The sequence below is a fragment of the Escherichia sp. Marseille-Q3837 genome (assembly GCF_916618735.1).
GTDB lineage: Bacteria > Pseudomonadota > Gammaproteobacteria > Enterobacterales > Enterobacteriaceae > Escherichia > Escherichia ruysiae.
On record NZ_CAKAKC010000001.1, the window covers coordinates 3,293,865 to 3,307,919 of the forward strand.

General features: G+C 50.2%; 12 protein-coding genes. 8 read left to right on the top strand and 4 right to left on the bottom strand.

What is annotated here, in order from left to right; all coding sequences use genetic code 11:
* The first annotated feature begins 309 nt into the window (after positions 1-309).
* The 3 genes from ydgH (at position 310) to folM (ending at position 3,580) form a co-directional block, all read left to right on the top strand.
* A complete protein-coding gene (gene ydgH / locus LG381_RS15820; protein WP_000769335.1) occupies positions 310-1,254 on the top strand; it encodes a DUF1471 family protein YdgH in 945 nt (314 codons plus the stop codon).
* Positions 1,255-1,438: 184 nt separating this feature from the next.
* Positions 1,439-2,821, top strand: a complete 1,383-nt coding sequence (locus LG381_RS15825; RefSeq protein WP_000412364.1) for an amino acid permease — start codon at positions 1,439-1,441, stop codon at positions 2,819-2,821.
* A 36-nt stretch (positions 2,822-2,857) separates the two neighbouring features.
* Positions 2,858-3,580 (top strand): dihydromonapterin reductase, encoded by a 723-nt coding sequence (folM, locus tag LG381_RS15830; RefSeq protein ID WP_000520631.1) that lies wholly within the window; start codon positions 2,858-2,860, stop codon positions 3,578-3,580.
* On the opposite strand, the gene LG381_RS15835 is transcribed toward folM, so the two are convergent.
* Positions 3,577-3,912 carry a GlpM family protein gene (locus LG381_RS15835; protein ID WP_000524882.1) on the bottom strand — a complete coding sequence of 112 codons (336 nt, stop codon included), beginning with the start codon at positions 3,910-3,912 and terminating at the stop codon, positions 3,577-3,579. The genes folM and LG381_RS15835 overlap by 4 nt on opposite strands.
* A 128-nt stretch (positions 3,913-4,040) precedes the next feature.
* On the opposite strand from LG381_RS15835, the gene rstA reads away from it, so the two are divergent.
* The 3 genes from rstA (at position 4,041) to tus (ending at position 7,069) form a co-directional block, all read left to right on the top strand.
* Positions 4,041-4,760, top strand: coding sequence for a two-component system response regulator RstA (gene rstA, locus LG381_RS15840; RefSeq protein WP_001092492.1), 720 nt, complete (start codon positions 4,041-4,043; stop codon positions 4,758-4,760).
* Positions 4,761-4,763: 3 nt separating this feature from the next.
* Entirely contained in the window at positions 4,764-6,065 is a 1,302-nt protein-coding gene (gene rstB, locus LG381_RS15845) for a two-component system sensor histidine kinase RstB (RefSeq protein WP_225762623.1), read from the top strand.
* 74 nt (positions 6,066-6,139) lie between these two features.
* The gene (tus, locus tag LG381_RS15850; RefSeq protein WP_225762624.1) at positions 6,140-7,069 is read left to right on the top strand and encodes a DNA replication terminus site-binding protein; all 930 of its coding nucleotides are present in this window, start codon (positions 6,140-6,142) and stop codon (positions 7,067-7,069) included.
* Here the strand turns inward: tus and fumC are convergent.
* The gene (gene fumC, locus LG381_RS15855; RefSeq protein WP_105279402.1) at positions 7,066-8,469 is read right to left on the bottom strand and encodes a class II fumarate hydratase; all 1,404 of its coding nucleotides are present in this window, start codon (positions 8,467-8,469) and stop codon (positions 7,066-7,068) included. The genes tus and fumC overlap by 4 nt on opposite strands.
* Before the next feature lie 142 nt (positions 8,470-8,611).
* The gene (gene fumB, locus LG381_RS15860) at positions 8,612-10,258 is read right to left on the bottom strand and encodes a class I fumarate hydratase (protein ID WP_000066634.1); all 1,647 of its coding nucleotides are present in this window, start codon (positions 10,256-10,258) and stop codon (positions 8,612-8,614) included.
* A gap of 198 nt (positions 10,259-10,456) precedes the next feature.
* On the opposite strand from fumB, the gene manA reads away from it, so the two are divergent.
* On the top strand, positions 10,457-11,632 hold the full coding sequence (gene manA, locus LG381_RS15865; protein ID WP_225762625.1) for a mannose-6-phosphate isomerase: 1,176 nt from the start codon (positions 10,457-10,459) through the stop codon (positions 11,630-11,632).
* Between the two features lie 99 nt (positions 11,633-11,731).
* A complete protein-coding gene (locus LG381_RS15870; protein WP_225762626.1) occupies positions 11,732-13,240 on the top strand; it encodes a YdgA family protein in 1,509 nt (502 codons plus the stop codon).
* A 216-nt stretch (positions 13,241-13,456) separates the two neighbouring features.
* Here LG381_RS15870 and uidR read toward each other — a convergent pair whose 3' ends face one another.
* On the bottom strand, positions 13,457-14,044 hold the full coding sequence (uidR, locus tag LG381_RS15875; protein WP_225762627.1) for a DNA-binding transcriptional regulator UidR: 588 nt from the start codon (positions 14,042-14,044) through the stop codon (positions 13,457-13,459).
* Positions 14,045-14,055: the final 11 nt, after the last annotated feature.

Below are 14,055 nucleotides of genomic sequence, written 5' to 3' on the forward strand. Positions count from 1 at the left end.
AAACACCATAGAACACAGGATAAGGGGCGATAATTGTCTTCGATAGCCAGGTAAAACATGAGATCACCCCGTCGCAAGCCGCCAGTTAACATTAAATTAACTTATACAATTCAGCCATTTCAGCCATTTTATGTTACTGCGGTTACTTTTTAATCACAGATGGTTATTCGAACAGGTTTAAAATCAAATCAAGAAGTCTGATATGAAAAATCACGCAGACAGTTACACCGTTTAAATGCAATAATCAGCCACGTTTCTCGTTAATAACAATACCAGTACCTGGTTTGCGCAAGGCGAAGGATTATTTTTATGAAGCTTAAGAACACCCTCCTGGCGTCGGCACTGCTTTCTGCTACGGCATTCTCCGTTAACGCAGCAACAGAACTGACACCGGAGCAAGCGGCAGCGGTTAAACCTTTTGACCGTGTAGTGGTTACCGGACGTTTCAATGCCATTGGCGAGGCGGTCAAAGCCGTATCCCGCCGCGCTGATAAAGAAGGCGCAGCCTCTTTTTATGTTGTCGATACGTCAGATTTCGGTAACAGCGGTAACTGGCGTGTAGTTGCCGATCTCTATAAGTCTGATGCTGAAAAAGCAGAAACTGAAAAGAATCGTGTGATTAACGGTGTGGTGGAACTGCCAAAAGACCAGGCCGTTCTGATCGAACCGTTTGATACAGTTACCGTCCAGGGCTTTTACCGTAGCCAACCTGAAGTTAATGACGCCATCACCAAAGCGGCGAAAGCAAAAGGCGCATACTCTTTCTATATTGTTCGTCAAATCGATGCCAACCAGGGCGGTAACCAGCGCATTACGGCCTTCATCTATAAAAAAGATGCTAAGAAACGCGTAGTACAAAGCCCGGATGTGATCCCGGCGGATTCCGACGCGGGACGTGCAGCCCTGGCTGCCGGTGGCGAAGCTGCGAAGAAAGTTGAAATCCCAGGCGTTGCCACTACTGCATCACCAAGTTCCGAAGTCGGTCGCTTCTTTGAAACCCAGTCATCAAAAGGCGGGCGTTACACTGTCACGCTACCTGACGGCACTAAAGTAGAAGAGCTGAACAAAGCGACCGCAGCGATGATGGTGCCGTTCGACAGCATTAAGTTCTCAGGTAACTACGGCAACATGACCGAAGTCTCCTACCAGGTTGCTAAACGTGCCGCGAAGAAAGGGGCTAAGTATTACCACATCACCCGCCAGTGGCAGGAACGTGGCAATAACCTGACCATCAGCGCAGACCTGTATAAATAACTATTCAGTATCACGATAAGGCGGCTTTATGCCGCCTTTAGCATTTTTAGTCACAAATTTTCCCCTAACCATTGCATGACGATACATCTCTTCGTAAAATCCCGCGCCTTAGTGACAAACACCATTTTTATGCGTTTTGTCCTAATATTTATTCTTCCAAACACGTTTTGATCACTGGATACAGATGGAAAAGAAACTGGGACTGAGCGCGCTCACTGCGCTGGTATTAAGCTCAATGCTGGGCGCAGGTGTTTTCAGTCTGCCGCAAAATATGGCGGCGGTAGCCAGCCCGGCAGCATTATTGATCGGCTGGGGTATCACCGGCGCAGGGATTTTATTACTGGCCTTCGCTATGCTGATCCTGACGCGTATTCGTCCCGATCTTGACGGCGGTATCTTTACCTATGCCCGTGAAGGGTTTGGCGAACTGATTGGTTTCTGCTCCGCATGGGGATACTGGCTGTGCGCAGTTATCGCCAACGTCTCCTATCTGGTGATCGTCTTTTCCGCATTGAGTTTCTTCACCGATACGCCGGAATTGCGCCTGTTTGGCGATGGCAATACCTGGCAATCGATTGTCGGTGCATCCGCCTTATTATGGATTGTTCACTTTTTGATCCTGCGCGGCGTGCAGACTGCTGCCAGCATTAACCTGGTGGCGACGCTGGCAAAATTATTGCCGCTAGGTCTGTTTATTGTGCTGGCGATGATGATGTTCAAACTGGACACCTTCAAACTCGACTTCACTGGCCTTGCACTTGGTATACCGGTATGGGAACAGGTGAAAAACACAATGTTGATCACACTGTGGGTATTCATTGGCGTGGAAGGTGCAGTGGTGGTTTCTGCGCGAGCGCGTAATAAACATGATGTCGGCAAAGCAACACTTCTGGCGGTACTTTCCGCGCTGGGCGTTTATTTACTGGTAACTCTGCTTTCGCTGGGGGTGGTAGCACGCCCTGAACTGGCTGAAATCCGTAATCCCTCTATGGCCGGCCTGATGGTGAAAATGATGGGGCCGTGGGGTGAGATTATCATCGCTGCCGGACTGATCGTTTCCGTTTGCGGCGCGTACTTAAGCTGGACCATCATGGCAGCAGAAGTTCCGTTCCTGGCCGCCACTCATAAAGCATTCCCACGCATTTTTGCGCGCCAGAACGCACAAGCTGCGCCATCCGCTTCACTGTGGCTGACCAACATCTGCGTGCAAATTTGCCTGGTACTCATCTGGCTAACCGGTTCCGATTACAACACATTGCTCACCATCGCCTCAGAAATGATTCTGGTGCCCTATTTCCTGGTTGGCGCGTTCCTGCTGAAAATCGCTACCCGTCCACTGCATAAAGCAGTAGGTATCGGTGCCTGCATTTATGGCTTATGGTTATTGTACGCCTCTGGCCCAATGCACCTGCTGTTGTCCGTCGTTCTGTATGCACCTGGGCTTCTGGTGTTCCTGTACGCGCGTAAAACGCATACACATGATAATGTACTGAATCGTCAGGAAATGGTGTTAATTAGCATGTTGTTAATTGCCGCAGTTCCGGCGACCTGGATGCTGGTGGGATAACGTTCGTCCCATCGTTGGATAGCAAAGGAGATAACGATGGGTAAAACCCACCCCTTGCCAATATTAATTACTGGCGGAGGCCGTCGCATTGGCCTCGCCCTCGCCTGGCATTTCATTAATCAAAAGCAACCGGTGATTGTCAGCTATCGGACGCGCTATCCTGCCATTGATGGACTGATTAATGCGGGTGCGCAATGTATTCAGGCTGATTTTTCAACCAACGACGGTGTGATGGCGTTTGCCGATGAGGTACTAAAAAGCACCCATGGCCTGCGTGCTATTTTGCACAACGCCAGCGCGTGGATGGCTGAAAAACCAGGTACGCCACTGACTGACGTGCTGGCCTGCATGATGCAAATCCACGTTAATACCCCATACCTTCTTAACCACGCTCTGGAAAGATTACTGCGTGGGCACGGACACGCCGCCAGCGATATCATTCACTTTACCGATTATGTGGTGGAGCGCGGAAGCGACAAACATATTGCCTATGCTGCGAGCAAAGCGGCGCTGGATAATATGACACGCTCGTTTGCCCGCAAGCTGGCACCGGAAGTGAAAGTGAATTCTATCGCGCCATCGCTGATCCTGTTTAATGAGCATGATGATGCTGAATATCGTCAACAGGCGCTGAATAAATCACTGATGAAAACCGCACCAGGCGAGAAAGAAGTGATCGACCTGGTCGATTATTTACTCACCAGTTGCTTTGTTACCGGACGCAGTTTTCCGCTTGATGGCGGTCGACATCTGCGTTAATGCAGCTTCATCCAGCATATAATCAACACCCATGCGCTTATTCCCCAGCACGCAACGGAACCCACAAAAGCGGCGGGCAAGCGCATTATTCCGGTGAAATACCACAGCGACGCCAGGTAAATAAAATAGGGAATAATCGACCACATGCTGAAAATGATAGTTGCGCGTAAGGCTTCAATGCCGCGTTCGCTGGCAACAATATAATGCGCAATAAGCGCAAAGGTCGGGAAAAGCGGAATCAGCCCGGCGATATAGTAATTTTTCGTTTTTGCTAATACACCAATTAACACCACCACCAGCGCACCAAGCGCGGCTTTGATTACCAGCCCCATCTTTTTACCTTAACACTTCCATAACAAGTCATCCGTAGAATACCTGATGAAAACTTGTTTAGAAACGATTGATAGTAAGTAAAATCGGTGCAGTGTATTGTGACGTTTTTATATCTACCGTGAATAATATGAACACTATCGTATTTGTGGAAGATGACGCGGAAGTCGGTTCACTGATTGCCGCGTATTTGGCAAAACATGATATACAGGTAACCATTGAACCTCGCGGCGACCATGCAGAAGAAACAATTCTGCGGGAAAATCCGGATCTGGTGCTCCTCGATATCATGCTACCAGGCAAGGACGGCATGACTGTCTGTCGTGATTTACGCACTAAATGGAGCGGGCCTATAGTTCTGCTGACATCTCTCGATAGTGATATGAACCACATTCTGGCTCTGGAAATGGGCGCCTGCGACTATATTCTCAAAACAACGCCCCCCGCAGTCCTGCTGGCGCGGTTACGTTTACATTTGCGTCAGAACGAGCAAACCACGCTGACCAAAGGTATACAAGAAGCACCTCTTACTCCTTATAAGGCATTGCATTTCGGCACGTTAACCATCGATCCCATTAACCGTGTAGTTACGCTTGCTGACTGCGAAATTTCACTCTCTACCGCCGATTTTGAACTGCTCTGGGAATTAGCCACCCACGCGGGGCAAATTATGGACAGAGATGCGTTGTTGAAAAATTTACGCGGCGTCAGCTATGACGGTCTGGATCGTAGCGTGGACGTGGCTATTTCGCGGTTAAGAAAAAAACTGCGCGATAACGCTGCCGAACCTTATCGCATTAAAACCGTGCGAAACAAAGGCTATCTGTTTGCGCCTCATGCGTGGGAATAAGCGATGAAAAAACTGTTTATCCAGTTTTATCTTCTACTGTTTGTCTGCTTTCTGGTGATGTCCCTACTGGTTGGGCTGGTGTACAAATTTACCGCCGAACGCGCGGGCAAACAGTCGCTGGATGATTTGATGAACAGTTCTCTATACCTGATGCGTAGCGAATTGCGCGAGATCCCCCCACACGACTGGGGAAAAACGCTGAAAGAGATGGATTTAAATCTCTCTTTTGATCTGCGCGTCGAACCGTTGAGTAAATATCATCTCGATGAAATCTCCATGCATCGACTGCGTGGCGGCGAAATTGTCGCCCTGGACGATCAGTACACATTCTTACAGCGTATACCGCGCAGCCACTACGTGCTGGCAGTCGGTCCCGTGCCTTATCTTTATTACCTCCATCAAATGCGATTACTGGATATCGCGTTGATCGCTTTTATTGCCATCTCCCTCGCCTTTCCCGTGTTTATCTGGATGCGTCCGCACTGGCAGGACATGTTAAAACTGGAAGCAGCGGCGCAACGATTTGGCGATGGGCATCTCAATGAACGTATCCACTTTGATGAAGGTTCGAGTTTTGAACGGCTTGGCGTGGCGTTTAACCAGATGGCGGATAATATCAACGCCTTGATTGCCAGTAAAAAACAGCTTATTGACGGTATCGCCCACGAACTGCGAACGCCGTTAGTGCGCCTGCGTTATCGACTGGAGATGAGCGAAAATCTGAGCGCAACAGAATCTCAGGCGTTGAATCGCGATATCAGCCAACTGGAAGCCTTAATTGAAGAGTTGCTGACTTATGCCCGACTCGATCGCCCGCAAAATGAGCTCCATCTTAGCGAACCAGACCTGCCGTTGTGGCTGTCAACGCATCTGGCCGACATTCAGGCACTAACTCCCGATAAATCTGTACGGATAAAAACCATCATGCAAGGTCATTATGCGGCGTTGGATATGCGCTTGATGGAGCGCGTGCTGGATAACTTGCTCAATAATGCCCTGCGCTACTGCCATTCAACAGTCGAAACCAGCCTGCTACTGGCAGGAAACAAAGCGACATTAATTGTTGAAGATGATGGTGCAGGGATTGCACCACAGGATCGAGAGCATATCTTTGAACCCTTTGTTCGCCTCGACCCCAGCCGTGACCGTGCAACCGGCGGCTGCGGACTGGGACTGGCAATTGTCCACTCAATTGCACTGGCAATGGGCGGCACGGTTAATTGTGACACCAGCGAACTGGGCGGCGCCCGCTTCTCGTTTAGCTGGCCGTTATGGCACAACATTGCGCAATTTACCTCTGCCTGACGCTACGCGCACGGTGGTCAAGTCGTCGCCACTGTGCTATAACATAAGTATGTTGTAACTAAAGTGGTGATTTTATGGCTCGTTACGATCTCGTAGATCGACTCAATACTACCTTTCGCCAGATGGAGCAAGAACTGGCCGCATTTGCCGCTGAGCTTGAACAGCACAAGTTGCTGGTTGCCCGGGTATTCTCTTTACCGGAAGTCAAAAAAGAGGATGAGCATAATCCGCTGAGTTGCATTGAAGTTAAGCAACATCTCGGCAAAGAGGCGCAGGCGCTCGCGCTACGTCATTTCCGCCATTTGTTTATTCAGCAACAGTCTGAAAATCGCAGCAGCAAGGCCGCTGTTCGTCTGCCCGGCGTGTTGTGTTATCAGGTTGATAACCTTTCACAAGCGGCGCTGGTAAGTCATATCCAGCGCATCAATCAACTTAAAACCACTTTCGAGCATATCGTCACGGTTGAGTCAGAACTTCCTACGGCGGCGCGTTTTGAATGGGTGCATCGCCATTTGCCGGGGCTGATCACACTGAACGCTTACCGCAACCTCACCGTTCTACATGACCCCGCAACTTTACGTTTTGGCTGGGCGAATAAACATATCATTAAGAATTTGCATCGTGATGAAGTGCTGGCGCAGCTGGAAAAAAGTCTGAAATCACCCCGCAGCGTCGCACCGTGGACGCGTGAGGAGTGGCAGGGAAAACTGGAGCGTGAATATCAGGATATTGCTGCCCTGCCACAGGACGTGAAGTTAAAAATCAAACGTCCGGTAAAGGTGCAGCCGATTGCCCGCGTCTGGTACAAGGGAGATCAAAAACAGGTACAACACGCCTGCCCTACGCCGCTTATTGCACTGATTAATCGGGATAATGGCGCGGGCGTACCGGACGTTGGCGAGTTGTTGAATTACGATGCCGACAATGTGCAGCACCGTTATAAACCGCAGGCGCAGCCGCTTCGTTTGATCATTCCACGGCTGCACCTGTATGTTGCAGATTAACGCCCGGATTTCATGCTGCCGACCATCTGTTCTGGTCGTACCCAGCTGTCAAACTCGGCTTCGCTAAGATAGCCCAGCGCAAGGGCTGCAGCTTTTAAGGTCAGCCCTTCTTTATGCGCTTTTTTTGCAATCTCGGCGGCTCTGTCATAGCCAATGTGGGTGTTGAGTGCGGTCACCAGCATCAGCGATTCATTGAGTAATTGATTGATTCGCTCACGATTCGGCTCAATCCCCACTGCACAGTGTTTATTAAAACTTTCCATGCCATCTGCCAGCAAGCGTACCGATTGCAGGAAATTGTGGATAACCATCGGGCGGAAGACGTTCAGTTCAAAGTTTCCGGAAGCGCCACCCATGTTGATCGCCACGTCGTTCCCCATCACCTGACAGCAAAGCATGGTTAACGCTTCACACTGCGTTGGGTTCACTTTCCCAGGCATGATTGAACTGCCCGGCTCGTTTTCCGGGATTGAGATTTCACCAATTCCGCAGCGAGGGCCAGATGCCAGCCAACGAACGTCATTGGCAATTTTCATCAGTGACGCAGCCAACCCTTTCAAGGCGCCGTGCGCCTGAACCAGCGCATCACAGGTCGCCAGAGCTTCAAATTTGTTCGGCGCGGTAACAAACGGCGCGCAGGTAATTACCGAAAGTTCATCCGCAACGCGACGCGCATATTCCGGATGAGTGTTCAGCCCCGTCCCTACTGCTGTACCACCCAGCGCCAGTTCCGCCACGTGCGGCAGACTGTACTCGATATGTTTGAGATTATGCTCCAGCATCGCTACCCAGCCAGAAATCTCCTGCCCCAGCGTCAGCGGCGTGGCGTCCTGCAAGTGAGTACGACCAATTTTGACGATATCGGCAAATGCGCGTGATTTCTCACTCAGCGTTTGTGTCAGTGTTTTAAGCTGCGGAATGAGTTGCTTGCGCAGCGCCAGCAGCGCCGCAACATGCATCGCTGTCGGAAAGACATCATTGGAACTTTGGCTTTTGTTCACGTCGTCATTAGGGTGAACTTTACGTTCCATCCCACGCACGCCGCCAAGCAATTCGCTCGCGCGGTTAGCCAGCACTTCGTTCATATTCATATTGCTTTGCGTACCGGAACCGGTCTGCCAGATAGCCAGCGGAAATTCATCGTCATGCTGTCCCGCCAGCACTTCATCTGCCGCCTGACGAATGGCACTCGCTTTCTCTTCAGACAGCAAGCCTAAATCTTCATTAACTTTTGCCGCTGCGCGCTTGGTTAGCGCCAGCGCATGAATCAGTGAGGTTGGCATTTTCTCCGTCGAAATGCGGAAATGCTCCAGCGAGCGTTGAGTTTGTGCGCCCCACAGCTTATCTGCCGGGACATCGATCGCACCCATCGAATCTTTTTCGCTGCGTACTGTTTTCATGGACTGCTCCTCACCTGATTAATTTTTTCTTTCTGTTTTGCTTACGTTAAGCAACTTTTAGCTCACTCATTATTTACTATTTGATAACAAATGTTTGGTCTTTCGTGCCATGTAAAAAAGCCGCCCCGAAGGACGGCTCTGTTTATTTCACGCAGCGGGTGCACTGCGTGAGCTGTATCTGCTGGAAGAAGTCATTTCCTTTATCATCCACAAGAATAAACGCCGGGAAATCTTCCACTTCAATTTTCCAGATCGCTTCCATTCCCAGTTCAGGATACTCAACACATTCCAGACTCTTAATACTGCCCTGCGCCAGCACTGCCGCCGGGCCGCCAATACTGCCGAGGTAGAAGCCACCGTGTTTTTTACAGGCATCCGTCACCTGCTGGCTGCGGTTGCCTTTCGCCAGCATGATCATACTTCCGCCCTGCGCTTGCAGTTGATCGACATAAGAATCCATCCGTCCGGCGGTCGTTGGGCCAAGAGAACCGGAAGCATAACCTTCTGGCGTTTTTGCAGGACCCGCGTAGTAAATCGGGTGATCTTTGATGTATTGCGGTAGCCCTTCGCCGTTGTCCATGCGCTCTTTCAGTTTGGCGTGGGCAATATCACGACCGACGATAATCGTGCCGTTAAGCGATAAGCGCGTAGAAACGGGATACTGCGACAACTGTGCGAGGATCTCTTTCATCGGACGGTTAAGGTCAACGCGCACCGCTTCGCCTTCTCCCGCTTTGCGCAGCTCTTCCGGGATATATTTGCCTGGATTATGTTCCAGTTTTTCGATCCAGATCCCCTGACGGTTGATCTTCGCTTTGATATTACGGTCAGCAGAACAGGAGACGCCCATTCCGACCGGGCAGGATGCACCATGACGCGGCAGGCGAATCACGCGGATGTCGTGAGCGAAGTATTTACCACCAAACTGCGCGCCCAGTCCAAGATTTTGCGCTTCGATCAGCAATTCTTTTTCCAGCGCCACATCGCGGAACGCCTGACCGTGCTCATTCCCTTCCGTTGGCAGTTCGTCATAGTATTTAGCGGAAGCCAGTTTCACCGTTTTAAGGTTAGTTTCCGCAGACGTTCCGCCAATAACGAACGCAATATGATACGGAGGACACGCCGCCGTACCCAGCGTGCGCATTTTCTCAACCAGGTAATTTTTCAGTTTCCCCGGCGTCAATAACGCTTTGGTTTCCTGATAGAGATACGTCTTGTTTGCCGAACCGCCACCTTTGGCGATACAGAGGAATTTGTACTCGTCGCCATCAACAGCATAAAGATCGATCTGCGCTGGCAGATTGGTGCCGGTATTCACCTCTTTATACATATCCAGCGGCGCATTTTGCGAGTAGCGCAGGTTATCTTCGATATAGGTGTTATAGACACCGCGAGCCAGCGCCGCTTCGTCACCGCCACCGGTCCATACGCGCTGCCCTTTTTTACCAACGATAATCGCGGTGCCAGTGTCCTGACAGGTTGGCAGAACGCCTTTTGCCGCGATATCGGAGTTACGCAGGAATTGCAGCGCCACATATTTGTCGTTTTCGCTGGCTTCCGGGTCACGCAAAATGTCGGCAACCTGCTGTTGGTGAGCCGGTCGCAGCATAAATGACGCATCATGAAACGCCTGACGCGCCAACAGAGTTAACGCTTCGGGTGCGACTTTCAAAATCTCCTGCCCTTCAAATTCAGATACGCTAACGTGTTCGCTGGTCAGCAGGTAATACTCGGTATCATCTTTTTTGAGTGGGAAAGGAGCCTGATAATGAAAGGGTTTGTTTGACATTGTTCTCTCACTTACTGCCTGGTTTGGTTATGCTCTGGGCGGGTGTTCCGTTGCCCTGTTAAAAGCGAGTAACAATATCCTACACACTTTTTTAACAAAAACTGAGACAAGTACGACTTTTTGCGGCTCCAGGTTACTTCCCGTAGGATTCTTGCTTTAATAGCGGGATTAATTTCCACATTTAAACAGGGATTGATCATGCAAAAACTCATTAACTCAGTGCAAAACTATGCCTGGGGCAGCAAAACGGCGTTGACTGAACTTTATGGTATGGAAAATCCGTCCAGCCAACCGATGGCCGAGCTGTGGATGGGGGCACATCCGAAAAGCAGTTCCCGTGTGCACAATGCTGCCGGAGATATCGTTTCACTGCGTGATGTGATTGAGAGTGATAAATCGACTCTGCTCGGAGAGGCCGTTGCCCAACGCTTTGGCGAACTGCCTTTCCTGTTCAAAGTATTATGCGCAGCTCAGCCGCTCTCCATTCAGGTTCATCCGAACAAACGCAATTCTGAAATCGGTTTTGCCAAAGAAAATGCCGCAGGTATTCCGATGGATGCCGCCGAGCGTAACTATAAAGATCCTAACCACAAGCCGGAGCTGGTTTTTGCCCTGACACCATTCCTCGCGATGAACGCGTTTCGTGAGTTCTCCGAGATTGTCTCCCTGCTCCAGCCTGTCGCGGGCGCGCATCCGGCGATTGCTCACTTTTTACAGCAGCCCAGTGCCGAACGTTTAAGCGACCTGTTCGCCAGCCTGTTGAATATGCAGGGTGAAGAAAAATCCCGCGCGCTGGCGATTTTAAAATCGGCCCTCGGCAGCCAGCAGGGTGAACCGTGGCAAACGATTCGTTTAATTTCTGAATTTTACCCGGATGACAGCGGTCTGTTCTCCCCGCTATTGTTGAATGTGGTGAAATTGAATCCTGGCGAAGCGATGTTCCTGTTCGCTGAAACACCGCACGCCTACCTGCAAGGCGTGGCGCTGGAAGTGATGGCGAACTCTGATAACGTGCTGCGTGCGGGTCTGACGCCAAAATATATTGATATTCCTGAGCTGGTTGCCAACGTGAAGTTCGAAGCCAAACCAGCTAACCAGTTGTTGACCCAGCCGGTGAAGCAAGGTGCAGAACTGGACTTCCCGATTCCAGTGGATGATTTTGCCTTCTCGCTGCATGATCTTAGTGATAAAGAAACCACTATCAGCCAGCAAAGTGCCGCCATTTTGTTCTGCGTTGAAGGTGAAGCAACTCTGTGTAAAGGTTCTCAGCAGTTACCGCTTAAACCGGGTGAATCAGCGTTTATTGCCGCCAACGAGTCACCGGTGACAGTGAAAGGCCACGGACGTTTAGCCCGTGTTTACAACAAGCTGTAAGAGCTTACTGAAAAAATTAACATCTCTTGCTAAGCTTATTAAAGGCTTATAACACTTCAGGCGGCCAGTCCGCCTGATTTCATTTTATGGATAATCACTATGAATAAATCGCTGGTAGCGGTAGGCGTCATTGTTGCGCTCGGCGTAGTCTGGACAGGCGGCGCATGGTACACAGGCAAGAAAATAGAAACCCATCTCGAGGAGATGGTCGCGCAGGCGAATGCGCAACTTAAACTGACGGCTCCTGAATCCAACCTGGAAGTGAGTTATCAAAACTATCATCGCGGCGTGTTCAGCAGCCAGTTACAGCTGGTGGTGAAACCCGTTGCCGGGAAAGAAAATCCGTGGATTAAAAGCGGTCAGAGCGTGATCTTCAACGAATCGGTTGATCATGGTCCCTTTCCCCTGGCCCAGCTTAAAAAACTGAACCTGATCCCGTCGATGGCGTCGATTCAAACCACGCTTGTCAACAACAATGTGAGCAAGCCACTGTTTGATATGGCAAAAGGAGAAACACCTTTTGAGATTAACTCCCGCATTGGTTACAGCGGTGATTCCAGCTCAGATATCTCTCTCAAGCCACTGAATTACGAACAAAAAGATGAAAAAGTCGCCTTTAGCGGCGGCGAGTTCCAGTTAAATGCTGACAGAGACGGCAAAGCTATCTCCCTTTCCGGGGAGGCACAAAGCGGCCGGGTGGATGCGGTTAACGAATACAACCAGAAAGTGCAGTTGACCTTTAATAATCTGAAAACCGACGGTTCCAGCACACTGGCAAGTTTTGGTGAGCGCGTGGGTAACCAAAAACTGTCACTGGAAAAAATGACCATTTCGGTAGAAGGCAAAGAACTGGCACTGCTGGAAGGCATGGAGATCAGCGGTAAATCAGACCTGGTCAATGACGGTAAAACGATCAATAGCCAACTGGATTACTCGCTAAACAGCCTGAAAGTACAGAATCAGGATCTGGGCAGCGGCAAGCTGACTTTAAAAGTTGGTCAGATTGATGGCGAAGCCTGGCACCAGTTTAGCCAGCAATATAACGCGCAAACCCAGGCTCTGCTGGCACAGCCAGAGATTGCCAACAATCCCGAACTTTATCAGGAGAAAGTGACGGAAGCCTTCTTTAGCGCCCTGCCGCTGATGTTGAAAGGCGATCCGGTGATAACTGTCGCTCCGTTAAGCTGGAAAAACAGTCAGGGTGAAAGTGCGCTGAATCTGTCGCTGTTCCTGAAAGATCCGGCAACGACTAAAGAAGCGCCGCAGACACTGGCTCAGGAAGTTGATCGCTCGGTTAAGTCTCTGGAGGCAAAACTAACCATTCCGGTCGATATGGCAACTGAGCTGATGACCCAGGTAGCGAAGCTGGAAGGTTATCAGGAAGATCAAGCGAAAAAACTGGCAAAACAGCAAGTTGAAGGCGCGTCAGCAATGGGTCAAATGTTTCGTCTGACCACCTTGCAGGACAATACCATCACCACCAGCCTGCAATATGCTAACGGTCAGATCACGTTAAACGGGCAGAAAATGCCACTGGAAGATTTTGTTGGGATGTTTGCGATGCCGGCATTAAACGTTCCGGCTGTACCGGCAATACCGCAGCAGTAATTCACAGCCAAAACGCCGGAGATTTTTCTCTCCGGCGTCTGATTTTTGTCGGATGCGGCGTAAACGTCTTATCCGACCTGCGATGTGTTCAGGTTTTGTCGGTCTAAGCGTAGCCATCAGGCAATTTTGTGTTTGCCGTCAGCCTCGAAGATTTTTGTTCAGGGACTAAAACATTAAACACGGGTACAGTGGTCACCGACCCGCGAAAAGACAGAATCAGGATGCAGTTAAAATACCACCAATCATCGCGCGTAATCCCCGGGCGAATGACGCTTCACACGCCAGGTCTTCGGCTTCGATATCGGCCAGTACGCCATAGGTCAAATCCAGCAGTAAGCGAGAGGTCATTGCCGTGTTGATGTCAGGGTTTATCTCACCTTTTTGCTGGGCATCGCGCATACGCTGGGCGATAAACTCCGTAATCGTCAGATGCTTATTCTTAAGCATGGCGGCGACCTGTGGATTGCGCATCCCTTCCGCCATAATCTCGACCACCAGCGCCCGCTGTCCAAAGGCTTCATGAGTGAGAGAAACTATCGACTCGACCATATAGTCAACGAAATGAATCCCTTCGATAGCTTCGCGGAAGCGGATCACCGCCCTCTCCTGATCCTGAAGGATAATCGCCTGAATTAAGGCTTCTTTAGAAATGAAATGGTGATAGAGCGTTCCTGGGCTTATGCCGCAAGATTTACAGATGGCTTTCATCGAGGCACTGTGAAATCCATTTTCTGAAAAAATCTCTCTGGCAGCATTGAGGATCCGGGTCCGTGTCGGTTGTGCTTCAGTCTGCATGTTATCCATCGTTAAACCAT